Raw genomic sequence first — 23,578 nt, 5'->3', positions numbered from 1 at the left:
TGGCTGGGGCAAGGCCCACATTTTTCGCACGGGGGCTAACGGCCCCACACATCTAACTGCAAGGTGCTTCAATGCCAGTTTCCGTATATGACCCTCCCGCTCTTGAGCAGGGAACTCTTCGTGTAACGCCGGTTGGCGGGCTCGGCGAAATCGGCCGAAACATGACCACGTTTGAGATCGACGGCAAGATCTTGATTGTCGACTGTGGTGTGCTGTTCCCTGAGGAACACCAGCCCGGTGTTGACCTCATCCTTCCGGATTTCAGCTCGATTCGTGATCGGCTTGACGACATCCTCGGCATTGTCCTCACGCACGGCCACGAGGACCACATCGGTGCTGTTCCGTATCTGCTGCGTTTGCGTCAAGATATTCCGCTGATTGGTTCGACTCTCACGCTCGCACTCATCGAGGCGAAGCTCAAAGAGCACCGCATCAAGCCGTACACGCTCAATGTGACGGAGGGCCAGAAAGAAAAAATCGGTCCCTTTGACCTTGAGTTTGTGGCTGTGAACCATTCGATTCCGGATGCGCTCGCCGTGGCGATTACGACGAGCGCTGGTGTAGTGCTCCATACTGGCGATTTCAAGATGGACCAGCTCCCGCTTGACGATCGCATCACTGATCTTCGCGCATTCGCACGGTTGGGGGAGGCGGGCGTTGATCTGTTTTTAGCAGACTCCACTAACGCCGATGTTCCGGGTTTCACGCCGAACGAACGTGATATCGGGCCGGTGCTCGAGGCGGTAATCGCTAAGGCTCCGCGCCGTGTCATTGTTGCTAGCTTCTCGAGCCACGTGCATCGGGTTCAGCAAGTTCTGGATGCCGCAGTCGCCAACAACCGCAAAGTTGTTTTGATGGGGAGGTCGATGGTCCGCAACATGGGCATCGCGGCCGATCTCGGATTCCTCAAGGTGCCCGATGGTGTTCTGCTTGATGCGAAGAAGGCCGTCAACTACCCGGACAATCAACTCGTGTACATGTCGACCGGTAGCCAGGGTGAGCCGATGGCTGTTCTGGCACGCATGGCCAATATGGAACACCAGATCGAGGTCGGCAAGGGTGACACGGTTATTCTCGCGTCGAGTTTGATCCCGGGCAACGAGAACGCTGTGTACCGCGTGATTAATGGCCTCACGAAGCTGGGTGCCAATGTTGTGCACAAGGCGAATGCCAAGGTGCACGTTTCTGGCCACGCTGCCGCGGGAGAGCTGCTCTACTGTTACAACATTTTGCGCCCCAAGAATGTGCTCCCGGTTCACGGTGAGTACCGCCATTTGGTGGCGAACGCGAATCTTGCTATTCAGTCGGGCGTTCCGGCCGAAAACACGATCATTGCGGAAGACGGGACCGTGATCGACCTCAAGGATGGTCAGGCGTCAGTGGTTGGTCAGCTTGATTTGGGCTTCGTCTATGTTGATGGTTCGAGCGTGGGTGAAATTACGGATGCCGACCTCAAGGATCGTCGAATCCTCGCCGAGGAGGGCTTCATCTCCATTTTCGTTGCGGTGGATGCTCAAACGGGCAAGGTCATTGTTGGCCCTGAGATTCAGTCGCGTGGTTTTGCTGAAGATGAGGACGTCTTCGACGCCGTTCTGCCTCAGGTGGTGAAAGCGCTCATGGATGCTGCGGAGAATGGCACCCGCGATAGTCATGCTTTCGCTCAGGTCGTTCGTCGCACGGTCGGTCGGTGGGTCAACACCCAGCACCGTCGCCGTCCCATGATCGTTCCTGTCGTTATCGAGGTTTAGTTTCTGCTGACGCTTCGGAATCGGGAAACGTTGGGCTTGTGTTTTGCCCTTTTCGGTGATCTGATGTGAATATTACTCGGCTGCATCTGCCGTGCCGTTTTCTGAATTCGAGGTGTCGAGTGGGCGTTGCGCGCAGGTGGGTCTTTCCCATCATCTGGATGATCATCTTCGCAGTCATTGCGGTGGCGCTCGTGAAGTTCGCGTTCTTTGGTGATGCGCTCAGGGCTGATGATCTGGAGTTTCCCACGGTCGCGATCGAAGAGCAGCACTACGAGGTAGTGACGGGAACGATCACAAACGATGTTGAGCTGAGTGGCAGCGTTGCGGCCGCCGCGAGCATCCCGATTCCGGCAACTCTCTCTGGGGAAGTGCGAGAAGTCGCTGTCTCGGCAGGCCAGTCAGTAGCAAAGGGCCAAGAGATCCTGAAGCTTCGTGCTGAAGTGATCAATCCGGACGGCACGCAGGGCACACAGTGGAAAGTTGTCGTTGCGCCTGCCGCTGGAACGCTGAGTGGCTTCACGACGCTTGTTGGCGAGTCCTTTCAGGTCGGATCGCCCGTAGGCACTGTCTCGCCGCCGTCGTACACCGTGAGCGGAACGGTCCCTTCTGAGCAGCTCTATCGGCTTGTTGACCGGCCGAAAGAAGCGAGCGTCGCCATCAATGGCGGGCCAGCGCCGTTCACGTGCACGGGACTGAGCATCACGTTCGCGACGACAGGGGAGTCCGGCGCGGAGGCGGGAGCTGGTCCGACCGTTTCGTGTGTTGTCCCTAGTGATGTTGTGGTCTTTCCCGGGCTGACAGCCCAGATCACGATTGCGGGAGGAATCGCGGAGGATGTCATGGTCGTGCCGATCACCGCGGTCGAGGGCAGTGCGGTAACGGGAAACGTTTATTTAGTGCTCCCTGATGGCACGACAGAGCTTCGCGAAGTTGTGCTTGGCCTCAACGACGGAATCACCGTAGAAGTGATATCTGGGCTCGAAGTTGGTGACACCATCTTGCAGTTCGTTCCGGGGGCCGGGGCCGTCGATGACGAGAACCTGCCCGAAAACTGTTACAAAGATGGCGACGAAGTGGTGTGCTACTGATGCCACTGCTGTCGCTCGAAGCAGTGACCCGATCGGTGGAGCTTCCCGATTTTAGCCGGCTCGACATCCTCAAAGGGATTGACCTCGATGTGGAGGTGGGTGACCACATCAGCATTGTGGGGCGGTCTGGTTCGGGAAAGTCGACACTGCTCAATTTGCTCGGTCTGATCGACAATCCTACGACCGGGCGGATCATCTTTGATGGGGCGCCGCTAGAGAAGCTTTCTGGTGGCAAACGCGACCGTAAGCGTGGCCGGGATGTTGGCTTCATTTTTCAGCAGTTCAATCTGCTAGCGGGGCGCACCGCGCTCGAAAACGTGATGACACCGCTGCTCTATGCTTCGGGCCATCAGTTTTGGCGCCGCCGCGCACTGGCAACCGAGATGCTCGAACGTGTGGGACTCGGTGAGCGGATGGCATCACTGCCCGACAAGCTCTCCGGTGGAGAGCAGCAGAGGGTGGCGATCGCACGTGCACTCGTGCGCAGTCCGCGATTGATTCTTGCTGACGAGCCCACGGGTGCGCTGGATGTGGAGACCGGCGCGACCGTAATGGCGTTGTTGGATGATGTGGCTGAGCAGTCGGGTGCAGCTCTCATCACGATCACCCACGATCCGAATGTCGCGGCTCTTGCTCGCAGGCATTACCGTCTCGACAACGGTGTGCTGTCGACTATCGACGTGCGTCGGATGCTTGCGACTTCGCTACCGGAGGCTGCACTGTGAGGTGGCGTCGCACGAAACCTGTCGAGTCAACGGACGCTGGGCCAGCCTCGAATGACGCTGAGGCTCCCGACCCCGAACCGCCTTCGGGTGCCGGCAGTCTCGTCGTACGCCCCACCGCTGAACTCGCCAACCCTGCTCGTGAGCCGCGTGGTTCTCTACTGAGCAGTGTCGTTGGTTCAGTTGTCGAGGCCTGGGATGAAGTTCGTATCAATCGCACGCGGGTGCTCCTCAGCCTTATCGGCATTGGAGTTGCCGTGTGTGCGCTCGCGACTGTTGTCGGGGCGGGAGCGGTGTTCGGCCAAGCTCAGACTGAACAATATGAGAAGTCCAGTGGTCGCCCGGCCACGCTGATGGCATATCCACCCTTCTCCGCCACGACCCAGGAACAAATTGAGCCGGCCCAGTTCGTTGAACTCATGGATACGCTCGTCGAGCGCTACCAGGTAAGCCACTCCACTGCGATCCGTCGCGGCAGCGTAACAGCTCAGCTGTCGAACGGCACCCAGTTCACGGCGGTCCTGGGAGTCGATCCCAAATTCGGTGTCATGCACCGCGTGGATGTGGCCGTTGGTCGCTGGCTGACCGAAGCCGATGGGCGGCGGCTTGCTCCGGCGGTAGTGATTAACGACGGCTTTTACGACCAGCTTGGGCGACCCGATCTGCGTACCCACCCGACGATTGAACTCAGCGCGGCGAATGTAACGACCGCCGTGGTCGTTGGGGTCCTCGCACCTGAGGCCTACGAGTCTGGACTGACGATGTCCATGCTTGACCAACCGTATCGAGATCTCGTGGGCGAGTTGACGGCCAATGAGGGCGATGTGAGCTACGAGCTCTGGGTGCCGGAAGAGCAGTCTGATCAACTGCTCGAACTGATTGATCGCGATATGCGGGCACATTTTGGCGACGGCGTGGAGACGAACATCAACCGCAACGACTATCTGGCATGGGGTGGAGTGAACCCGATCGAACCGTTGCAGTGGGTGATTGGCGGAATCGCCGCACTAATCCTCCTGCTAGGAGCGTTAGGGCTCGTCAACATTTCGCTGGTGACCGTGAAGTATCGGGTCAGGGAAATAGGTGTTCGTCGCGCCTTTGGGGCCACCGCGGGTCGCGTGTTCTTCGCGGTGATGATGGAGAGCGTTGTCGCGACAATTGCTGCCGGCGTAATCGGCGTCGCCCTCGCCATCGTGATCGTTCAGAACCCCGCAGTTCAGGATCTCATCGCCCCGGGAGTGCAGGACCTGCCTCCGTTCCCGCTTGAGGCAGCACTGATTGCGCTCGGGGCATCTGCAGCGGTGGGGGTGCTCGCCGGACTCATGCCTGCTCTCGTGGCTGTCAAGGTTAAGGTCATCGATGCGATCCGCTATTAGCGCCGGCGATCTGAACTCCGCTCGTTTCAACCACAGCGGTCGGCGCTGAGTGTCGCTGCGGCACTCTGACGGAGGCCACAGGTAGCTTTGAATTATGGCTACGCGTACATCGTCGACCTCGCGCTCGGGTGCGTCGAAACCGCGCGCCAGAAACACTCCGAATAAGACTCAAGCAACCAAAAGACTGCCGCGAGGCAAGCAAGCTCCGGTCGAACCAGACGGACCCCTCACCAAGATGTGGCTGGGTCTCGCGCACATGGTTGGCGGTGCGTTCCGCGTTTTTGGTCGCGAAGAGCTCACGAAAGATGAACGTCGCGACGGCGTACCGTTTCTCTTTTTTGTTCTTGCGATCATTGGTGCGGTAGTCGAGTGGTTCAACCCCACCGATTCCGTCGCCATCGCGCTCGATGCGTACACCTTTGGTGGGCTCGTCGGTCGAGTCGCCTTCGCGCTGCCCGTGATTCTGCTGCTGTTGGCGATTTGGATGTTCCGGCATCCGTCTAGCGTTCACGACAACGGTCGCATTGGCATCGGCCTCAGCATTCTCATTGTCACCGTTGCTGCCCTGTGTCACGTGTTCAGCGGTCAACCGCACCCGTCAGAGGGCGCAGAAACAATTGCGCGTGCTGGGGGAGTGTTCGGGTGGCTCATGGCCAATCCACTCATTTGGCTAGGCACTACTCTGCTTGCGGTGCCGGTGATCGTGCTGCTTCTGGTGCTCTCACTATTCATCATTACCAAGACGCCGCCGAATCGCCTCCCATCGCGTCTCCGCGAGCTTTACGCATATCTCTTTGGTGCGCAGCTGCAGAGCGATGAGGAGCGCGCTGCGACCAAGGCTCAGGCAAGTGCAGGCAAGAACGACTCTGTTCAGTTCGGATCATTGACAGATATCGGCCTTGGGGGCGATAACGACACATCCTCGCTACCCTGGTGGCGACGCAATAAGTCTGAGAACAGCGAAGACAAAGCATTCGACAGCCCGGTTATCTCCCGCGATCAGGCCACTGAGGTCGTCAATCCCACCCCGCCTCCCGCGGCGAAAGACCTCACCAAAAAAGAAGAGCAATTCGGCGTCGAGCTACTCGAAGATCTTCTCAAGGCCGAAGAAGCGGTCAAGAACTACAACACCGGCGAAGTGGATGCCCCCGCGACAGAGATGCGCGACGACGGCCCCCGAGTGCTCCCCGGCTTCACCACCAAAGCAAGTGAGAAGGGTACCGCTGGCGAATTCGATGGGCCCCACGAAACCAGCCCCCAAGCTTCGCAGGCTGTCTACCAACTGCCCACCGCATCACTGTTGTCTGCAGGAACACCACCCAAGTCGCGTTCCGCCGCCAACGATGAGGTTGTCGCGTCGATCACTGAAGTTCTCAAACAGTTCAGTGTTGACGCAACCGTCACCGGCTTCAGCCGCGGTCCGTCAGTCACACGTTATGAACTCGAGCTCGGCCCGGGCGTGAAGGTTGAGCGCGTCACCGCGCTTGCCCGGAACATCAGCTACGCGGTTGCCAGCAACGAAGTCAACATTCTGTCTCCTATCCCGGGCAAGAGTGCCATCGGTGTCGAGATTCCGAATAAGGATCGCGAGATCGTGTCGCTTGGCGATGTTCTGCGCTCAAGCGCCAGCACTAAAAGCGAACACCCCATGACGATCGGCTTAGGAAAAGACGTCGAGGGAGGGTTCGTCGTTGCGAATCTGGCCAAGATGCCCCACTTGCTGGTGGCCGGTTCCACCGGTTCGGGAAAGTCGAGTTTCGTCAACTCGATGATCACTTCAATTCTGATGCGCGCTAAGCCAGCGGAAGTTCGCATGGTGCTCATTGACCCCAAGCGCGTTGAGCTCTCGATTTATGCGGGAGTTCCCCACCTCATCACCCCCATCATCACCAACCCCAAGAAAGCGGCCGAAGCACTGGCCTGGGTCGTGAAAGAGATGGACATGAGGTACGACGATTTGGCAAGTTTCGGCTACCGCCACATTGACGACTTCAACCGCGCGGTAGTTGCCGACGAGATTAAGCTGCCTGAAGGTAGCCAGCGCACGCTGAAGCCGTATCCGTATCTGCTCATCGTCGTTGACGAGTTGGCAGACCTGATGATGGTTGCACCCCGAGATGTCGAAGACTCCATCGTTCGAATTACTCAGTTGGCACGAGCATCCGGTATCCATCTGGTGTTGGCAACCCAACGCCCCAGCGTTGACGTGGTGACCGGTTTGATCAAGGCCAACGTGCCTTCCCGACTGGCATTTGCGGTGTCGAGCATGACCGACTCTCGAGTGATTCTCGATCAGCCCGGCGCTGACAAGCTTATTGGTCAGGGCGATGCGCTCTTCTTGCCGATGGGTGCCTCGAAGGCGATCCGCGTGCAGGGTGCGTGGGTCCCAGAGAGCGAAGTTGCCGAGATCGTGCAACATGTAATTGCTCAAGCGCGGCCCGAATACCGCAACGATGTTGCGGTTGTCGCCGAAAAGAAGCACATCGACGCCGACATCGGGGATGACCTTGAGGTGCTGCTGGCGGCTGCTGAACTTATTGTCAGCACCCAGTTTGGGTCGACCTCCATGCTGCAGCGCAAACTTCGCGTCGGGTTCGCTAAAGCAGGCCGACTCATGGACCTTCTGGAGTCGCGCGAGATCGTCGGGCCGTCCGAAGGCTCTAAGGCCCGCGACGTGCTCGTGACCGCCGAACAGCTACCCGCCGTTCTAGCCCGATTGCGCGGCGAAGACGAGCCGGGACCAATCGACGCTGTGAAAGAGTCGCTCAGCGGATACGATGAAGTAGAAGGCGGCTCAGATGAGGACGCTTGGAACCTGACCGATCGGGAGTAATCGCGTGAGCGACCAACCAGTTTCGCAGTCTGGTCCGCCTGAACGGACTAGTTCGATGCGCGGACGAATGATTCGCGACGGAGAAACTCCGGCATCGAATGCAAACGTCGCCAATATCATCACGGTGGTGCGAATCTTTCTCGCACCTCTCTTCATCTGGCTCTTGCTGCTCGATGACGGCCAGATGAGCCTCATCCGCTATCTCGCTGCAGCGCTCTTCATTTTCGCAATCGTGACTGACACTGTCGATGGTCACTTGGCTCGTGGCCGTAACCTCATCACAAACGTCGGAATCATCTTGGATCCGATCGCTGACAAAGTTCTGACGGGCGGAGCGCTCGTCGCTCTCTCGGTCCTCGGTGAGCTCCCCTGGTGGATCACGATTGTGATCTTGGTGCGCGAGTTCGGGATAACGATCTACCGTTTCGCCGTGCTTTCTCGCGTCGTTGTCCCTGCCTCGCGCGGCGGCAAGCTTAAGACGGTCCTACAAGCGGTCGCGATCTCTCTTTTCTTGGTTCCGTTGTTTACCGTTCTCGGTCCGTGGGTCTTGTGGCTCAACTGGTCTGTCATGGCGATCGCTGTCGTTCTGACCGTGTACACGGGCATCGAATACCTGTGGCAGGCATGGCGCCACACCCGCAAAACCAATTCAGGAGCGTGACCCCTCACTAGTGACTACTGAAGAACTCGCCACAAAGATCGTGGCGATTCTCACCGAACAACGACAAACCCTCGCCCTGGCAGAGTCACTGACCGGTGGTCTGCTTTCGGCGTCTATCGTTCACGTTCCTGGAGCATCAGCTGTGCTCAACGGCGCGGTCGTCGCCTACAACGCGGCCATCAAAAATCAAGTTCTTGGTGTTGATGCAAGCTTGTTGGCGATCCATGGCACCGTGCATCCGGATGTCGCAGCTCACATGGCGACAGGTGTGCGTGAGGTGCTCGGGGTCGGTGACCAGCAGGCAACCTACGGTTTGGCCACTACGGGAGTTGCTGGCCCTGAGTCTCACGAGGGCAAAACGCCGGGCACCGTGTTCATCGGCTTTGCTGCAAACAACTTTGTAGAGACTCGCGATTTCGAGTTCACGGGGAATCGCGATGCGGTGCGCCAGCAGACCGTTCAGGCTGCGCTGGAGTGCCTTTATGGGCACCTCACCGCCGATAACTAACTACCCGTTCGGTCTATGTCCAGAACTGGTGCCAGATTGCAGGGTGCGGCGGGAATAATGCACGTTTCGGCTGGGTTACAGTTAGCGAACTCACAAGACCTCTCCAGTTTGGAAGGGTTAGAGTTCTGAACAGATAGTGACTGTAGACTTGACTATCCAGAATGATCTGGTCGCGCTACACAGTCAGAGAGGGAGTGTCCAATGGTTCTAGTCCGTCAGGAAATCGGTGACGTTCTCCGCGACGTGCGCCTGCAAAAGGGACGCACCCTTCGTCAGGTCGCAAGCAAAGCGAGTGTTGCCCTCGGATACCTCAGTGAGGTAGAGCGTGGCCAAAAAGAGGCCAGCTCAGAAATTCTTGCTTCGGTTGCTGAAGCTCTCGATACACCGATCTCCGTAATCATGCGTGAGGTTGGCGATCGTCTCGCCATCATCGAAGGCGCAACGACGATCCCCGATACTCTGCCCGATGAGCTCGTTGCTGAGTTCGATTCGAACTTGATTTCGCGCTAAATAGTGCACGTCGAATGCCTCGCTCCGTTGGGAGCGGGGCATTCGCTGCTTAAGGTGGGCGAGCATAGGGTGGTTGCATGAGAGTGAGCGAGTTTTGGACGGCGGTCGCCGATGAGTTTGGTGAACCGTATGGTCGAGTGCTCGTCAATGATCAAGTGTTGGGCTCGGTTGGTGGTATCACTGCCGCTCAGGCGCTTTCTCGCGGGGTTCCCGCGCGCCAAGTCTGGACGGCGCTGTGTGACGCGATGGATGTCCCGTCGGACCGCCGCTACGGCGTCGGGCAACGCGAACCTAAGAAATCGTAGTTCTGCCCGCGTGGCGTGTTCGAACATCTGTTCGACATTGTTAGTCTCCTCCCTAACACCCAATCGAATACAACTTTTGGACGCACACGGCACGTCACTTTTCTGAAATGTCAGAGCGGCGACGTAACGTGGCATTCAGCAACACAGCCTTTGTCGGGAGGTTGCGGACCTTGCATCATCGGTCCACACGAATCGCGACAGCCTATGGGCAGCAACCTACGACCAATGGAGAAGATGTAATGCCATCAGCAGCAGACCGCGAGAAGTCCCTCGAGACCGCTCTCGCTCAAATCGACCGCCAGTTCGGTAAAGGCTCAGTCATGCGCCTTGGCAGCGACGAACGCGCTCCGGTCGAGGTAATCCCCACCGGCTCGATCGCTCTCGATGTCGCGCTGGGTATAGGCGGGCTTCCCCGGGGCCGAATCGTAGAGATCTACGGTCCGGAGTCTTCTGGTAAGACAACGCTTACGTTGCATGCAATCGCAAATGCGCAACGCAATGGTGGAATCGCCGCGTTCATCGATGCAGAGCACGCGCTCGATCCTGAATACGCGGCAAAGCTGGGCGTTGACATCGATGCGCTCTTGGTCTCTCAGCCCGACACTGGCGAGCAAGCGCTTGAAATTGCCGACATGTTGGTACGAAGCGGGTCCATTGACCTCATCGTGATCGACTCGGTTGCGGCCCTTGTTCCTCGTGCAGAAATCGAAGGTGAGATGGGTGACTCCCACGTCGGTCTCCAAGCTCGACTTATGTCGCAGGCGCTGCGCAAGCTCACCGGTGGCCTCAGCCAGACCAACACAACCATGATCTTCGTCAACCAGTTGCGTGAAAAGATCGGTGTCTTTTTCGGAAGCCCTGAGACCACCGCCGGCGGTAAGGCGCTCAAGTTCTACGCCTCCGTTCGACTCGATATTCGCCGTATTGAAACGCTGAAAGATGGCACGGACGCCGTGGGTAACCGCACGCGAGTCAAGGTCGTCAAAAACAAGATGGCCCCGCCATTCAAGCAGGCAGAGTTCGACATCCTCTATGGAATTGGAATCTCTCGCGAAGGCAGCCTCATCGACTTCGGTGTGGATCACGAAATCGTGCGCAAATCGGGCGCGTGGTACACCTATGACGGTGATCAGCTCGGCCAGGGTAAGGAAAAGTCTCGTGCATTCCTGATCCAAAACCCAGCGATCGCATTAGAGATTGAGCAAAAAATCATGCGCAAGCTTGGCGTGGGTGCAGAAGCCAAAGCAGCCAATGCTAGCGAGGCAAAGGCGATTGCCGATGCCGCGGTGAAGGCCGAGAAAGCTGAAAAGGCCGCTAAAGCTAGTGCCAAGGCCGACGGGCCCGTGCTACCGGTAGTTGATAAAGCAAGTGAGCCGCTCAAAACGGCCGTAGGCCAGTAGGTTCAGCCATGACATCCTCCGACGGCGAACACATCGCACCGGTCATCAACCTGTTCGGTGACCGCTCTGGTACCAAACACACCGAGACGACCGCGACGTCGTCGGAGGAATCAACTGCGGCTGGCCCCCGCGGCTTCAGCGCTGCAGACGCAACCGAGGCGCCCGCTGATCCTGAGGTGCTCGCACCCGTTCGTGCACTCCCGACTCTGGCTGGTTTCAGCCAACGGCCCGATCACGAGCAGCCTGACCGAGCCGACTCTGTCGAAGAGTTGCCTCTGCAGGCGAAGCCGGCGCAAACGAAGCCGGCACAAGGCCAGTCGAAGGCGGCGAGACGACAAGCGCGCGATGGATTTTCGGAGGTTAGCCGGGTCAGTATGCGGGCGCTCGCCCGACGCGGCATGTCGTCTTATGAGATGACGCAGTTTCTGGGCACGCGCGAGTTCGAAGCAGATGAAATCGAGGGCGAAGTAGAGCGGCTCGAAGGCTCCGGTCTACTCGACGATGCGGCTCTCGCCGAAACTCTCACGCGGACCCTGCGCGAGCGAAAAGGGCTGGGAGCTTCGGCTATCAGCGCCGAGTTGAGACGCCGTAAGATCGACCAAGAGCACATCTCGGCTGTCTTAGACGTTGAGCGTGACGAAGAGCAGGAGCGAGCCAACGAAATCGCACTCAAACGTGCGCCTCAGCTCCGCTCGCTCGATAGCGTCACTGCGAAGCGCCGACTCAGCGGCTTCCTCATGCGCAAGGGCTACTCAGGCTCCATCGTCTCAGCAGCAGTGACCGCAGCTCTCGCTCCACGCTCGGGCGAATCTTCCGGTGGCCCCATCTTTCGTTAGCAGAGCGTCAAACTGAGTCGCCACGGAGGCTTAAGGTGGAAGACATGATTGACGAAAAACTGGCCACCCCGCGCAGCTACGAAGTGCGCACCTATGGGTGTCAGATGAATGTTCACGACTCCGAACGGCTCAGCGGCTCCCTCGAGGCCGCCGGCTATATCCGAGCGACCGCAGGTCCCGCCGACGTCGTCGTGATCAATACCTGCGCAGTCCGTGAAAACGCCGACAACAAGCTCTACGGCAATCTCGGCATGCTCGCCAGCGTCAAAAAGGAACACGACGGCATGCAAATTGCCGTCGGCGGGTGCCTTGCGCAAAAAGACAAAAACGTCATCCTCGAAAAAGCACCCTGGGTCGACGTTGTCTTTGGAACCCACAACATGGGGTCTCTGCCGGCACTTCTCGAACGTGCACGCCACAACGAAGAAGCCCAACTAGAGATTCTTGAATCCCTCGACGTATTCCCGTCGACATTGCCCACCAGACGAGAATCAACCCACAGTGCGTGGGTATCGATCTCAGTGGGCTGCAACAACACCTGCACGTTCTGCATCGTGCCTGCCCTTCGAGGCAAAGAGAAAGACCGACGCCCCGGCGACATCCTCGCTGAAGTGCAGGCGATTGTCGACGACGGTGCCATCGAAGTGACCCTGCTGGGGCAAAACGTCAACTCCTACGGCGTTGAGTTCGGCGATCGCCAAGCCTTCAGCAAACTTCTCCGCGCGACAGGAACAATCGACGGACTCGAACGAGTGCGCTTTACCAGCCCACATCCCGCCGCCTTCACCGATGACGTCATCGATGCCATGGCAGAGACACCCAACGTGATGCCCCAACTGCACATGCCCCTACAGTCGGGTTCTGACCGAATCCTCAAAGCGATGCGACGCAGCTACCGGTCAACAAAGTTCCTCGGCATTCTCGAGCGCGTTCGAGCACAAATGCCACACGCCGCAATCACCACCGACATCATTGTCGGCTTCCCAGGGGAGACCGAAGAAGACTTCGCCGAAACCTTGCGAGTAGTCGAAGAAGCGCGCTTCGCGTCGGCCTACACGTTCCAGTACTCCATCCGCGAAGGCACGCCAGCCGCGACAATGGCAGACCAGATCCCCAAAGCGATCGTTCAAGAGCGTTACGAACGACTGGCAGCGCTCCAAGACCGCATTTCACGCGAAGAGAACGATAAACAAATTGGGCGCACTGTTCACGTAATGGTTACCGCCAGCGAGGGCCGCAAACAGGCAGAAACTGCCAGGCTCTCGGGTCGTGCCGAAGACTCCCGCCTCGTGCACTTCAACGTTCCCGACGGTAGCGCCACGCCACGCCCCGGTGATGTTGTGACGCTCACGGTCACGGAAGCTGCGGCATTCCACCTCATTGCCGATACCCCTACCGGCGGCACTCTCGACATCCGCCGAACCAGCGCAGGAGATGCGTGGGATCGCGCCGACGCCGAATCCTGTGGTGTTCCCACTGGGGTAGCCACGGGCGATGCTGGCCCGCGCGTCTCTCTGGGGCTTCCGACAGTCCGAGTCTCTACGACGCCGATCTATGACCCCACAGACTCCCTCCGCTGAGCCTGACGGCGCGGCCGAGTTCACCGCAGCAGGCGAGAACAGCGCTGCCGCGCACCAACCCTTTGTCATCGTCGGCGCAACAGGCACAGGCAAGTCTGAGCTCTCCCTCGACCTCGCCGATGCGCTAGCCCAGCAGGGAACCCCAGCAGAGATCATCAACGCTGATGCTATGCAGCTTTACCGTGGAATGGATATCGGCACAGCCAAGCTTCCCCTCAACGAGCGCCGTGGCATCCCGCACCACCTGCTCGATGCTCTTGACCCCACCGATGAGGCTAGCGTCGCCCAGTATCAAGCGGATGCGCGGCAGATCATCCGCGAGATTCAGCGCGCCGGGAAGGTCCCGATTTTGGTCGGCGGCTCTGGCCTCTACGTGTCGAGCGTCATCCACGACTTTCAGTTCCCGGCGCGCGATCCGCAGGTAAGAGCGCGACTCGAATCAGAGCTCGATGCCCTGGGCGTTGGCATCTTGTTTCACCGACTACGCGAGTTGGATGCCGAGGCAGCGCAGTCGATCGGGGCCAGCAACGGGCGACGAATTGTGCGCGCGCTTGAGGTCATTGAAATTACCGGCAAGCCCTTTGGGGCAGGCCTTTCGGCAGAGAAGAAGCTGTGGACTCCAGCACACATCGTGGGAGTTGCAGCGCCGCGCGATGAGCTCGTACCTCGGCTGAACACACGTGTGCAACAGATGTGGGATTCTGGGCTGCTCGATGAGGTTCGTGGGCTGCGACCGCAAGGCCTCGGCGTCACCGCCGCCCGAGCAATCGGATACGCCCAAGCAATCAAACAGTTGGATGGCGCGCTCACTCAGGCGGAAGCAATCGAACAAACAGCAGCTCTCACTCGCCGTTACGCGCGTCGGCAGGTGGGCTGGTTCAAGCGCTACGAACAGTGTCATTGGCTTCAGTACGACGACCCAAATCGCGTGCGGCACGCTCTGGCAATAGCGATAAGGGAGAATGGTCAGCATGGCGACACTCAACTTCACTAAAGGTCAAGGAACCGGCAACGATTTCGTGCTGTTCGCTGATCCCGACGGCGAGCTAGACCTCACGCCGCAACAGGTTGCGGCTATCTGCGATCGCCGATTTGGTGTGGGAGCGGATGGAATCATTCGCGCAGTCCGCTCCACCAATATTGACGTGGGAGCGGCGGCACTTGCCGAAGACGCTGATGCCGAGTGGTACATGGACTACCGCAATGCCGACGGCAGCTTCGCAGAAATGTGTGGCAACGGCATCCGCGTGTTTGCTCACTATCTTGCCGAGAACGGCCTTGTTGACTTTGAGCCGGGCGATACGCTGCCGATTGGCACGCGCAGCGGGGTGCGTGACGTGCAGCGAAACCTGGCCGGCTATCAGGCAGACATGGGCCGTTGGTCGCTCGACGGGGGCGAGCCGCTGGTGCGCGCGAAAGAGCTTGACGTCCCTCGTCCAGGTCTCGGTATCAACGTGGGCAACCCGCACGTGGTCGTGGCTCTCGCCGAAGAAGCTGAACTTGACCAGGTAGACCTCAACTACATTCCCATCATCGATCCGCCACCAGAAAACGGTGCGAACGTGGAGTTCGTCGTCCCCGCCGAGCCGTTGATCAAAGATGGTGTTGGCTCAATCCGTATGCGAGTTCACGAGCGCGGAAGCGGCGAAACTCAGTCGTGTGGCACCGGAGCGGTCGCGGCAGCGCTCGCTATTCGTCACTACGCAGGCCCCCAAGCGCCCCACCAGTGGCGAGTTACGGTGCCGGGAGGAACCGTCGTGGTGCGCATGTTCCCGACCGAAGATGGCGAACACGTCTCGCTCAGCGGGCCAGCCGAGCTCGTCTACACCGGCAGCCTCGAACTCGCCTAAGACCCTTTGTCTAGTTCCCTGCTAGCTCTCTCGCTGAGAGCACGGTGGCGCGCTCTCAGCACACGGTAGCCCTTGTGGGTAGCGGCGCGCGTAAAGGTGAATTCTTTGGGGAACGTCGATTCCATCCACCTGTGCAATGAATCAGATCCTAGATTGCGTTGCACAACGAGCCACGCATCCGCATCCAGTTCGAGTCGGGGAAGCCACGTTTCCAGAATGTTGTGGAGTTCGTCCTTGCCGACGCGGATCGGCGGATTCGACCAAATAGACATAAATGTTATGTCGTCGGGAACATCTGCGGGCAGAACCGCGTTAATGTTGGGTATGGACAATTTCTTGGCGTTTGCGCGCACCAGATCCAGTGCGCGCTCGTTGACGTCCACCGCCCACACCGTTGCATGAGGTGATTCGAGGGCAAGGGTGAGCGCCATCGGACCCCAACCGCACCCGAGATCAAGCAAGTTTCCTCCCGGAGGAGGCGCTGGCACGTTCGACAAAAGAACTTGGGTTCCCGCGTCGATGCGCATAGGGCTGAAGATCCCATTTGACGTGACAAGTTCGCGCTCGACCCCAGCAATGGTCGCGTGAATCGTCCGCAACTTGAGATCACTCTCGGGTGTTGACGAGAAGTAATGCTCGTTAGCCATGCACAGAACTTACCGAATACTAGAGAAGTAGGGTTAACCCAATGACGCGAATTACAACAGATTCCAGTATCGAGGCCTCCGACGGCAACGACGCCGATCGTTCCGTCGACCGCGTGCTCGCCAGCGAAGGCTCCGACCATGCCGCGGTAACGCGTTTCGGTTCGGGTGCATCCGGCGCGCAAGCGCTGCAATCGGATGCTCACTATGAGTCAGATCGCGATGGCGACCAGTTTGATCGCGACGATCGCCACGCGCTCAAGCGTGTTCGAGGGCTCTCGACGGAGCTTGATGACGTCACCGAGGTCGAATACCGCCAGTTGCGGATTGAGAACGTTGTTCTCATCGGAATTTATGGTCAGGGCACCCTGCGCGATGCGGAGAATTCACTTCGTGAGCTGTCCGCTCTCGCGGAGACTGCAGGCGCAGTGGTGCTTGATGGCCTCTTGCAGAGCCGTTCACACCCAGACCCGAGCACATACTTCGGTAAGGGAAAAGCGATCGAACTGCGTGACGTGGTGGCGGCAACGGGTGCTGACACGGTGATTGCCGATACGGAGCTCGCTCCTAGCCAGCGACGCGCACTTGAAGACGTCGTGGGAGTAAAGGTGATTGACCGCACCGCGGTAATCCTCGACATCTTCAGTCAGCACGCAACAAGTCGCGAGGGCAAAGCCCAGGTTGAGCTCGCGCAGCTTGAATACTTGCTTCCTCGCTTGCGTGGTTGGGGTGAGTCGATGTCTCGCCAAGCTGGTGGTCAGGTGGGTGGTGCGGGTGCCGGAATGGGTAGTCGTGGCCCCGGTGAGACCAAGATTGAACTCGATCGTCGCCGTATTCATACGCGCATGGCGCGCCTCCGCAAGCAGATCAAGGGATTCGCCCCCGCCCGTGAGGCGAAGCGTGCGAACCGTGATCGTTTCGAGGTGCCAAGCGTGGCCATTGCCGGCTATACGAACGCGGGCAAGTCGAGTCTGTTGAACCGGTTGACCCGTGCTGGTGTGCTCGTCGAAAACGCGCTGTTCGCGACCCTCGATGCCACTGTGCGGCGTTCCGAGACAGCAGACGGTCGACTGTTTACGCTCAGCGACACTGTTGGTTTTGTGCGCAATCTGCCGCACCAACTTGTTGAGGCTTTCCGTTCAACTCTTGAGGAGATTGGGCAGTCGGATGTCATTGTGCACGTTGTTGATGCGTCGCATCCAGATCCGGGCGCTCAGCTTGCTACGGTGCGCGATGTGATTGGCGAACTGGGCGCCCGGGATATCCCTGAGATTGTTGTGTTCAATAAAAGCGATCTTGCGGATGACGACCAGCGCTTGTTGATTCGTGGTCTCGAGCCGACGGGAATTTTTGTTTCTGCCCGCTCGGGTGAGGGCATTGACGAACTCAACGTGCGTATTGCGGAGCTCTTGCCAGCGCCTGAGGTCGAGGTCACCTTGCTCGTTCCCTATGACCGCGGTGAAATTATTTCGCGACTGCACGTGCAGGGACGTGTGCTCTCGACTGACTATCGCGAGGATGGCACTCTGGTCAGCGCGCTCGTTCATCCGGCGAGGTTGCCGGAACTTACCGAGTTCGTGACAGACGCGGTTTAGAGAGCGCGCAGAACCGTTACAACTTTGCCGAGCACTTGGGCGTAGTCGCCGAGAATCGGTTCAAAGTTGGAGTTGCGGGGGAGCAGCCAGGTGTGGCCGTCTCGTTGGCGGAACACCTTGACGGTTGCTTCGTCGTCGAGCATGGCTGCAACAATGTCGCCGTTCTCGGCGGTCTGCTGTTGACGAACCACCACCCAGTCGCCGTCACAGATGGCCGCATCAATCATCGAATCTCCGACGACTTTAAGCATGAAGAGGTCACCCTTGCCGACGAGCTGTCGAGGCAGGGGAAAAACTTCTTCGACGTGCTGTTCGGCAGTGATGGGGATACCAGCAGCGATGCGCCCGACGAGCGGAACCATCGCAGCATCGCCCATTGATGGGCCGATCGTGCTGGATTCGTCGATGGCGCTCGGCACGTCGATAAGAACCTCGATCGCTCGCGGACGGTTGGGGTCACGGCGCACGTAGCCGCTGAGCTCAAGCTGGTTCAGCTGGTGGGTGACGCTCGAGAGAGAGGAGAGGCCGACCGCATCCCCAATCTCCCGCATGCTCGGCGGGTACCCCTGAGTAGCAACGGCACGTTGAATCATTTCGAGGATCGCGAGTTGTTTCGCGCTCAGGCTGGTGCGCCGCCGGGTTCCACGCTCTGCAGGGTCGCCGTTGGGTGCAGTTAAGTCAGTCACGATTCCTCGATTTCTGCCACGAACCATTCCAATGTCAGTGGCTCATTCGAAACTGTATCCTCAGGACAGGCTAAAAACAAACATTTGTTCGAGTGTCGCGAAGCAATGTCGGTGGCTCGTTCGAAGATGTACTTGAAATTCGAACAATTCGAATGTATGTTCGGAACACAGCTTCGCACCCGGCCCTCCCGGCCGAGAGTCGGGTGCGAGAACCCCTAGAGGAGAGAATGATGTCAACTGCAGTGATTGCACCCAACGCGGTAAACCGTGCTCGGCAGTCCGCACCGCGTCTTCGCCTCACCACGCGTGGCCGCGTTGTTCTTATGACGCTCGCGGCCACGCCGCTGGTTATCGCCGCGCTCGTGTTTTCGCTCAACGGTGGAGATGCGGCTGCAACGCTGGAGTCGAACGGCACCGCGTTCGACTATGTTGATGTCGCTGCGGGGCAGTCACTCTGGGCCATTGCTGAGCAGAATGCGCCGGGTCACGATCCCCGCGAGGTTGTCGCTCAGTTGATTGAACTCAACCAGTTGCCCTCGGCAGACGTGTATGCCGGCCAAGAGCTCGCGATTCCCTCACGCTTTTCGCAGTAACAGCACGGGCCACCCATAAGAGTCGAGACGCGAGCGGGCACGCGGCATCTCCCGACTCCCGTGCATCGATCACGCCGTCTGCCTCTAGCATTGTGGAGTGACTTCGCTTTCAGATCTCCCCATCCGTGATGACCTTCGGGGGCTCAAGCCCTACGGTGCGCCAACCGACCCGGTGAGCATCCAGCTCAATGTCAACGAGAACACGCATCCCATTCCTGAAGCTGTCGCAACCGACATCGTGATGGCGTTGGCTAAGGCCGTGATGACCGCGAATCGCTACCCCGACCGTGAGTTCACCGAGCTTCGCGAGGCACTTGCTAGCTACCTCGGCCACGGACTCACCGCTGAGAACATTTGGGCCGCCAACGGTTCGAACGAAGTCCTCCAACAAACGCTCCAAGCCTTTGGCGGGCCAGGTCGACGTGTGCTTGGCTTCCCACCGACCTATTCAATGCACTCCATCATCGCGTCCGGCACGGGAACGGAATGGGTTACTGCCGCTAGGGATGTCGACTACGACATCACACCCGAGACCGTAGTCGCGGCAATTGCCGCGCACAATCCTGACGTCGTATTCCTCTGTTCGCCGAACAACCCCACGGGCACCCCGGTAAGCAACGCGACGGTAGCTGCTGCTTATGACGCCACTGTTGGCATCGTGTTGGTCGACGAAGCGTATGCAGAATTCTCCGACCGCGAATCTGCGCTCACTCTGCTCGAGGGCCGGCCGCGACTGATCATCTCGCGCACCATGAGTAAAGCGTTCGCCTTTGCCGGTGCGCGAGTTGGTTATCTCGCCGCTGATCCGGCAATCGCCGATGCTCTCCGCCTCGTTCGCCTCCCGTACCACCTCTCTGCTCTGACCCAGGCCGCCGCGGTCGCCGCCCTCTCGCACGCGCCCGAAATGCTTGCCATGGTTGACGAAATAAAAACCCAGCGTGATCGCATGAGTGTCGGGCTCGCCGCTTTGGGGTTCACCCCGGTGCCGAGCGAGTCGAATTTTGTGCTGTTTGGCAACGTTGCTGACCCTCAGGCGCTCTTTCACAAGCTCCTCATCCAAGATATTCTGATCCGCGACGTTGGCATCCCGAACCACCTACGGGTCACTGCCGGCACTGAAGCAGAAACCAGCGCCTTCTTGGATGCGATGGCTGATCTCCAAGCGCTCGGTAGAGTTGAGTAATGACTTCACACCGCACCGCGACGATTACTCGCGAGACCAGCGAGTCGACTATCGAGCTTTCGATCAATCTCGACGGCACTGGCACGTCATCCATCGAGACGAGCGTGCCCTTCTACGACCACATGCTGACGGCGTTCTCGAAGCACTCCCTAATTGACCTCACGGTGAAGGCGACGGGGGACACTCACATTGATGTGCACCACACGGTAGAAGACATTGGCATCGCTTTGGGCCTCGCTATTAAGCAAGCGCTGGGCGACAAAGCTGGCATCTCGCGCTACGGCGACGCACTCGTCCCCCTCGACGAGGCACTCGTTCGTGCCGTTGTTGATGTTTCTGGTCGTCCGTACCTCGTGCACTCCGGCGAGCCTTCCGGGTTTGAGTTGCACCTGATTGGTGGACACTTCACGGGGTCTATGGTTCGCCACGTCTTTGAGGCAATCAGTTTCAACGCGGGCATCACCGTGCACATCACTGTTTTGGGCGGTCGCGACCCGCACCACATTGCTGAGGCGGAGTTTAAAGCCTTTGCTAGAGCAATGCGGAGTGCAGTCGAGCCTGACGCTCGGGTCACAGGAATACCTTCGACCAAGGGTGCGCTGTAGTGGTAGCTCCCTCGGTCGTGATCCTCGACTACGGTTCCGGCAACGTCCATTCGGCTGCTAAGGCTTTAGAGGCTGCGGGAGCAAATGTTCGGCTCAGTGCCGATCGTTCTGTTGCTGAAGCCGCAGACGGTCTCCTTGTTCCCGGTGTGGGTGCGTTCGCTGCTGTCATGTCGGCGCTCGAGTCTGTTCGCGGCGGTGCGATCATCGAAAAACGGCTCACGGGCAGCCGCCCGGTGATGGGGATCTGTGTTGGTATGCAGGTGTTGTTTTCTTCAGGCGATGAGCATGGCGTTCAGACGCGGGGTCTCAATGAGTGGCCCGGTGTTGTAGAAAAGTTACCGGCGCCAGTTTTGCCTCACATGGGCTGGAATACTGTCGAAACTCCCGATGACACGTCGCTGTTTGATTCGATCCGCGATGAGCGGTTTTACTTCGTGCACTCGTATGCTGCACAGCAGTGGACGCTTGACGTTCAGCCCCCATTTCCGCAGCCGAAACTGACGTGGTCCGAGCACGGTGGGCGCTTCCTTGCCGCCATCGAAAACGGGCCGTTGACGGCTACTCAGTTTCATCCCGAGAAGTCGGGTGAAGCGGGAATTCACCTACTCCGTAACTGGTTGACGTCGTTGTGATTTTGCGGCGCTTCTACGTGCACTAGTATCGGATGCTTGTGCGCGGCGTTCCGCGATCAGGTCTTCAGAGAGTAAATCTATGAGCGAGTTCAATAAAACCCCCAGCCTCACACTTTTGCCTGCCGTTGATGTTGCTGACGGCAAGGCCGTGCGACTCACGCAGGGTGAAGCCGGAACCGAAAAGAGCTACGGTGACCCATGTGCTGCGGCCCATGATTGGGTCGATCAGGGTGCCGAGTGGATCCATCTTGTGGACCTCGATGCAGCCTTCGGGCGCGGCAACAATCAAGCGATGATCAAAAAGGTCATCAAGTCGACGCCCAAGCGTGTAAACATCGAACTTTCTGGCGGCATCCGCGACGACGAATCGCTTAAAGCTGCCCTCGCCACGGGCGCCAAGCGCATCAACCTGGGCACCGCCGCACTCGAAAACCCCGAGTGGGCAGCACACGTTATCGCTGAATATGGTGAGGCGATCGCTGTTGGCCTCGATGTGCGCGGCACTACGTTAGCGGCTCGCGGTTGGACCCAAGAGGGTGGCGACCTCTGGACTGTTCTCGAGCGACTTGAGGCTGCTGGATGCTGCCGCTACGTCGTCACGGACGTCACGAAAGACGGCACGCTTCAGGGACCCAACGTCGAATTGCTTCGCCAGGTGATGGATCGCACCCAACGCCCCGTTATTGCTTCGGGCGGAGTTGCGAGTCTCGATGACCTCATCGAGCTGCGCGAGCTCGTTCCTTTGGGATTGGAAGGCGCCATTGTCGGCAAGGCTCTCTACGCAAAAGCATTCACACTCGCTGAGGCGCTCGACGTTTCGTCACAGTAATTAGATTTCTGAATTGGAGGATTCTGCAGTGGCAACTGAGAAGAATCTGACAGACTCTGCCGGCACTCCATGGGAGGGCCGCTCGTTTGAACCGAATTCGGCGTCCGATGACGACGGCAGTGCCCCGCCCAAGCTCTTAGACGTTATTATTCGGTTTCATCAGAGTGAGGCAACAGAGGCCGATGTCGTCGATATCGTTCGGGAGTCTCGCCTCCTCATCCCACTGCTCGCGAAAGCGGGGGAGACCACAACCACCGACGCGGGTCTTACCTCCGATAAGACCCAAGAACTGTCGATCGTGACCGTTACCGGCCCCGATGGTCGCGCCGTTCTGCCGGTGTTCAGTTCCGTCGACGCGATGAGCAACTGGAACCCCCAAGCCCGGCCAGTGCCTGCAGCGGGAACCCGCGTTGCCCTTGCCGCTGCGAGCGAAAAAACTGACCTAGTGATTATTGACCCGCTCAGCGACAGTGAGTTCGTCATCCGGCGACCGGCATTGTGGTCTATCGCTCAATCGATTGACTGGACGCCCAGCTATTTGCGGGTGGACGTGCGTGACGAATTCGCCGCCTCGGCTGCAGACGAGAACGACGTCGCCGAGGTGCAACTTCTGCCGGGAGATCCCGGGGCAAGATTGCAGGGCCCCGAGCTAGTCGTTCAGATTGCCATGCGGCCCGGACTCGATCGCGAAGCTCTCGACTCGACAATGGACCGGATGCGCGAACGTTGGGCGACATCCGAACTTATCGCGCAGTCAGTCGATTCGCTGGCAGTGCAAGTGGTTCGTGCCCCAGCGGCCGGCGCCAACTAACCTCGACTCGCTTGTCTGGGTGGACAGAAGGGTTGACTTCAGCACTGTCGCCAGTACGCCCGAAAGCACTGGCTCTCCTGAATACTTCGCCGCTAGTTGACCGGACCGGTCCATTTCTCGCCCGGGCCTTGTCCGGGCGCGTCGGGGAACGTCGACGCTTCCCGGAACGCGAGTTGAAGTGAGCGCAGTCCGTCTCTCAGCGGTCGAGCGTGGTGATTGCCGATCTCTGGAGCGGCCGCGGTCACAAAACCCGCCAAGACGTTGATGAGTTTGCGTGCTTCATCGAGGTCTTTCTCTGACTCGGCGTGCGGGCCTTCGGAGAGTCCAAGTTTTACGGCGGTGGCGCTCAACATGTGCACGGCAACCGTGTTGATGACCTCCACTGCAGGAACTTCGGAGATGTCGCGAAGTTCGGAAAAGTCGTCGTTGGTGGGCTCGCTCATGATGTCCTTCGCTAATTGGGGTTCGCTCTGCTATCCTTATGCAGGCCCGGGGCTTGCCCCGGATACGAAAGTGGAGATTCTCCCACCTGTCAACCGCATACAAGGTTACCGGGTAGTTGCACCCCGCAGAGTTCGTTTGC

24 protein-coding genes are annotated in these 23,578 nt (G+C 58.9%); 21 read left to right on the top strand and 3 right to left on the bottom strand.

Annotated features, from left to right (window positions below):
• The first annotated feature begins 71 nt into the window (after positions 1–71).
• The 14 genes from AADH44_RS08065 (at position 72) to dapF (ending at position 15,417) form a co-directional block, all read left to right on the top strand.
• Entirely contained in the window at positions 72–1,748 is a 1,677-nt protein-coding gene (locus AADH44_RS08065) for a ribonuclease J (RefSeq protein ID WP_341952224.1), read from the top strand.
• A 119-nt stretch (positions 1,749–1,867) separates the two neighbouring features.
• Entirely contained in the window at positions 1,868–2,836 is a 969-nt protein-coding gene (locus tag AADH44_RS08060; RefSeq protein ID WP_341952223.1) for a hypothetical protein, read from the top strand.
• Positions 2,836–3,561 carry an ABC transporter ATP-binding protein gene (locus AADH44_RS08055; protein ID WP_341952222.1) on the top strand — a complete coding sequence of 242 codons (726 nt, stop codon included), beginning with the start codon at positions 2,836–2,838 and terminating at the stop codon, positions 3,559–3,561. Before AADH44_RS08060 ends, AADH44_RS08055 begins: the two co-directional genes overlap by 1 nt.
• Positions 3,558–4,934, top strand: coding sequence for an ABC transporter permease (locus AADH44_RS08050; protein ID WP_341952220.1), 1,377 nt, complete (start codon positions 3,558–3,560; stop codon positions 4,932–4,934). Before AADH44_RS08055 ends, AADH44_RS08050 begins: the two co-directional genes overlap by 4 nt.
• 235 nt (positions 4,935–5,169) lie before the next feature.
• Positions 5,170–7,767 (top strand): DNA translocase FtsK, encoded by a 2,598-nt coding sequence (locus AADH44_RS08045; protein ID WP_341954961.1) that lies wholly within the window; start codon positions 5,170–5,172, stop codon positions 7,765–7,767.
• 4 nt (positions 7,768–7,771) lie between these two features.
• Entirely contained in the window at positions 7,772–8,428 is a 657-nt protein-coding gene (pgsA, locus tag AADH44_RS08040) for a CDP-diacylglycerol--glycerol-3-phosphate 3-phosphatidyltransferase (RefSeq protein ID WP_341952218.1), read from the top strand.
• A gap of 10 nt (positions 8,429–8,438) precedes the next feature.
• Positions 8,439–8,936 carry a CinA family protein gene (locus tag AADH44_RS08035; RefSeq protein ID WP_341952217.1) on the top strand — a complete coding sequence of 166 codons (498 nt, stop codon included), beginning with the start codon at positions 8,439–8,441 and terminating at the stop codon, positions 8,934–8,936.
• A 201-nt stretch (positions 8,937–9,137) separates the two neighbouring features.
• A complete protein-coding gene (locus AADH44_RS08030; protein WP_021808548.1) occupies positions 9,138–9,446 on the top strand; it encodes a helix-turn-helix transcriptional regulator in 309 nt (102 codons plus the stop codon).
• Between the two features lie 77 nt (positions 9,447–9,523).
• A complete protein-coding gene (locus tag AADH44_RS08025; RefSeq protein ID WP_341952216.1) occupies positions 9,524–9,751 on the top strand; it encodes a DUF3046 domain-containing protein in 228 nt (75 codons plus the stop codon).
• A gap of 239 nt (positions 9,752–9,990) precedes the next feature.
• Complete coding sequence (gene recA / locus AADH44_RS08020; RefSeq protein WP_341952215.1) at positions 9,991–11,151, top strand: recombinase RecA; 1,161 nt, start codon at positions 9,991–9,993, stop codon at positions 11,149–11,151.
• A gap of 8 nt (positions 11,152–11,159) precedes the next feature.
• Entirely contained in the window at positions 11,160–11,987 is an 828-nt protein-coding gene (locus tag AADH44_RS08015; protein ID WP_341952214.1) for a regulatory protein RecX, read from the top strand.
• 44 nt (positions 11,988–12,031) lie between these two features.
• Positions 12,032–13,567: a tRNA (N6-isopentenyl adenosine(37)-C2)-methylthiotransferase MiaB gene (miaB, locus tag AADH44_RS08010; RefSeq protein WP_341952213.1), complete on the top strand. Its 1,536-nt coding sequence runs from the start codon at positions 12,032–12,034 to the stop codon at positions 13,565–13,567.
• On the top strand, positions 13,542–14,561 hold the full coding sequence (gene miaA / locus AADH44_RS08005) for a tRNA (adenosine(37)-N6)-dimethylallyltransferase MiaA (RefSeq protein ID WP_341952212.1): 1,020 nt from the start codon (positions 13,542–13,544) through the stop codon (positions 14,559–14,561). Before miaB ends, miaA begins: the two co-directional genes overlap by 26 nt.
• Positions 14,539–15,417 (top strand): diaminopimelate epimerase, encoded by an 879-nt coding sequence (gene dapF / locus AADH44_RS08000; RefSeq protein ID WP_341952211.1) that lies wholly within the window; start codon positions 14,539–14,541, stop codon positions 15,415–15,417. Before miaA ends, dapF begins: the two co-directional genes overlap by 23 nt.
• Here dapF and AADH44_RS07995 read toward each other — a convergent pair.
• A complete protein-coding gene (locus AADH44_RS07995) occupies positions 15,414–16,064 on the bottom strand; it encodes a methyltransferase (RefSeq protein WP_341952210.1) in 651 nt (216 codons plus the stop codon). The two genes, dapF and AADH44_RS07995, sit on opposite strands and share 4 nt — an antisense overlap.
• Before the next feature lie 41 nt (positions 16,065–16,105).
• Here AADH44_RS07995 and hflX point away from each other — a divergent pair, with 41 nt between their 5' ends.
• On the top strand, positions 16,106–17,656 hold the full coding sequence (gene hflX / locus AADH44_RS07990) for a GTPase HflX (protein WP_341952209.1): 1,551 nt from the start codon (positions 16,106–16,108) through the stop codon (positions 17,654–17,656).
• On the opposite strand, the gene lexA is transcribed toward hflX, so the two are convergent.
• On the bottom strand, positions 17,653–18,342 hold the full coding sequence (gene lexA / locus AADH44_RS07985; RefSeq protein ID WP_341952208.1) for a transcriptional repressor LexA: 690 nt from the start codon (positions 18,340–18,342) through the stop codon (positions 17,653–17,655). The genes hflX and lexA overlap by 4 nt on opposite strands.
• Positions 18,343–18,572: 230 nt before the next feature.
• On the opposite strand from lexA, the gene AADH44_RS07980 reads away from it, so the two are divergent.
• From AADH44_RS07980 to AADH44_RS07955, 6 genes are all read left to right on the top strand, one after another.
• On the top strand, positions 18,573–18,935 hold the full coding sequence (locus AADH44_RS07980; RefSeq protein WP_341952207.1) for a LysM peptidoglycan-binding domain-containing protein: 363 nt from the start codon (positions 18,573–18,575) through the stop codon (positions 18,933–18,935).
• Between the two features lie 97 nt (positions 18,936–19,032).
• Positions 19,033–20,118, top strand: coding sequence for a histidinol-phosphate transaminase (locus AADH44_RS07975; protein ID WP_341952206.1), 1,086 nt, complete (start codon positions 19,033–19,035; stop codon positions 20,116–20,118).
• Positions 20,118–20,723 carry an imidazoleglycerol-phosphate dehydratase HisB gene (hisB, locus tag AADH44_RS07970; protein ID WP_341952205.1) on the top strand — a complete coding sequence of 202 codons (606 nt, stop codon included), beginning with the start codon at positions 20,118–20,120 and terminating at the stop codon, positions 20,721–20,723. The genes AADH44_RS07975 and hisB overlap by 1 nt, the downstream gene beginning before the upstream one ends.
• Positions 20,723–21,355 (top strand): imidazole glycerol phosphate synthase subunit HisH, encoded by a 633-nt coding sequence (hisH, locus tag AADH44_RS07965; protein ID WP_341952204.1) that lies wholly within the window; start codon positions 20,723–20,725, stop codon positions 21,353–21,355. Before hisB ends, hisH begins: the two co-directional genes overlap by 1 nt.
• Before the next feature lie 79 nt (positions 21,356–21,434).
• Positions 21,435–22,184: a bifunctional 1-(5-phosphoribosyl)-5-((5-phosphoribosylamino)methylideneamino)imidazole-4-carboxamide isomerase/phosphoribosylanthranilate isomerase PriA gene (priA, locus tag AADH44_RS07960; protein ID WP_341952203.1), complete on the top strand. Its 750-nt coding sequence runs from the start codon at positions 21,435–21,437 to the stop codon at positions 22,182–22,184.
• 28 nt (positions 22,185–22,212) lie between these two features.
• Positions 22,213–22,995 (top strand): SseB family protein, encoded by a 783-nt coding sequence (locus AADH44_RS07955; RefSeq protein ID WP_341952202.1) that lies wholly within the window; start codon positions 22,213–22,215, stop codon positions 22,993–22,995.
• A gap of 92 nt (positions 22,996–23,087) precedes the next feature.
• Here the strand turns inward: AADH44_RS07955 and AADH44_RS07950 are convergent, their stop codons facing one another.
• Positions 23,088–23,438: a DUF1844 domain-containing protein gene (locus AADH44_RS07950; protein ID WP_341952201.1), complete on the bottom strand. Its 351-nt coding sequence runs from the start codon at positions 23,436–23,438 to the stop codon at positions 23,088–23,090.
• Positions 23,439–23,578 lie beyond the last annotated feature (140 nt).

The organism is Salinibacterium sp. TMP30, assembly GCF_038397785.1.
Taxonomy (GTDB): domain Bacteria; phylum Actinomycetota; class Actinomycetes; order Actinomycetales; family Microbacteriaceae; genus Rhodoglobus.
The sequence above is the reverse complement of the archived record's forward strand: the minus strand, read 5'-3'. Positions and strand labels throughout refer to the sequence as shown.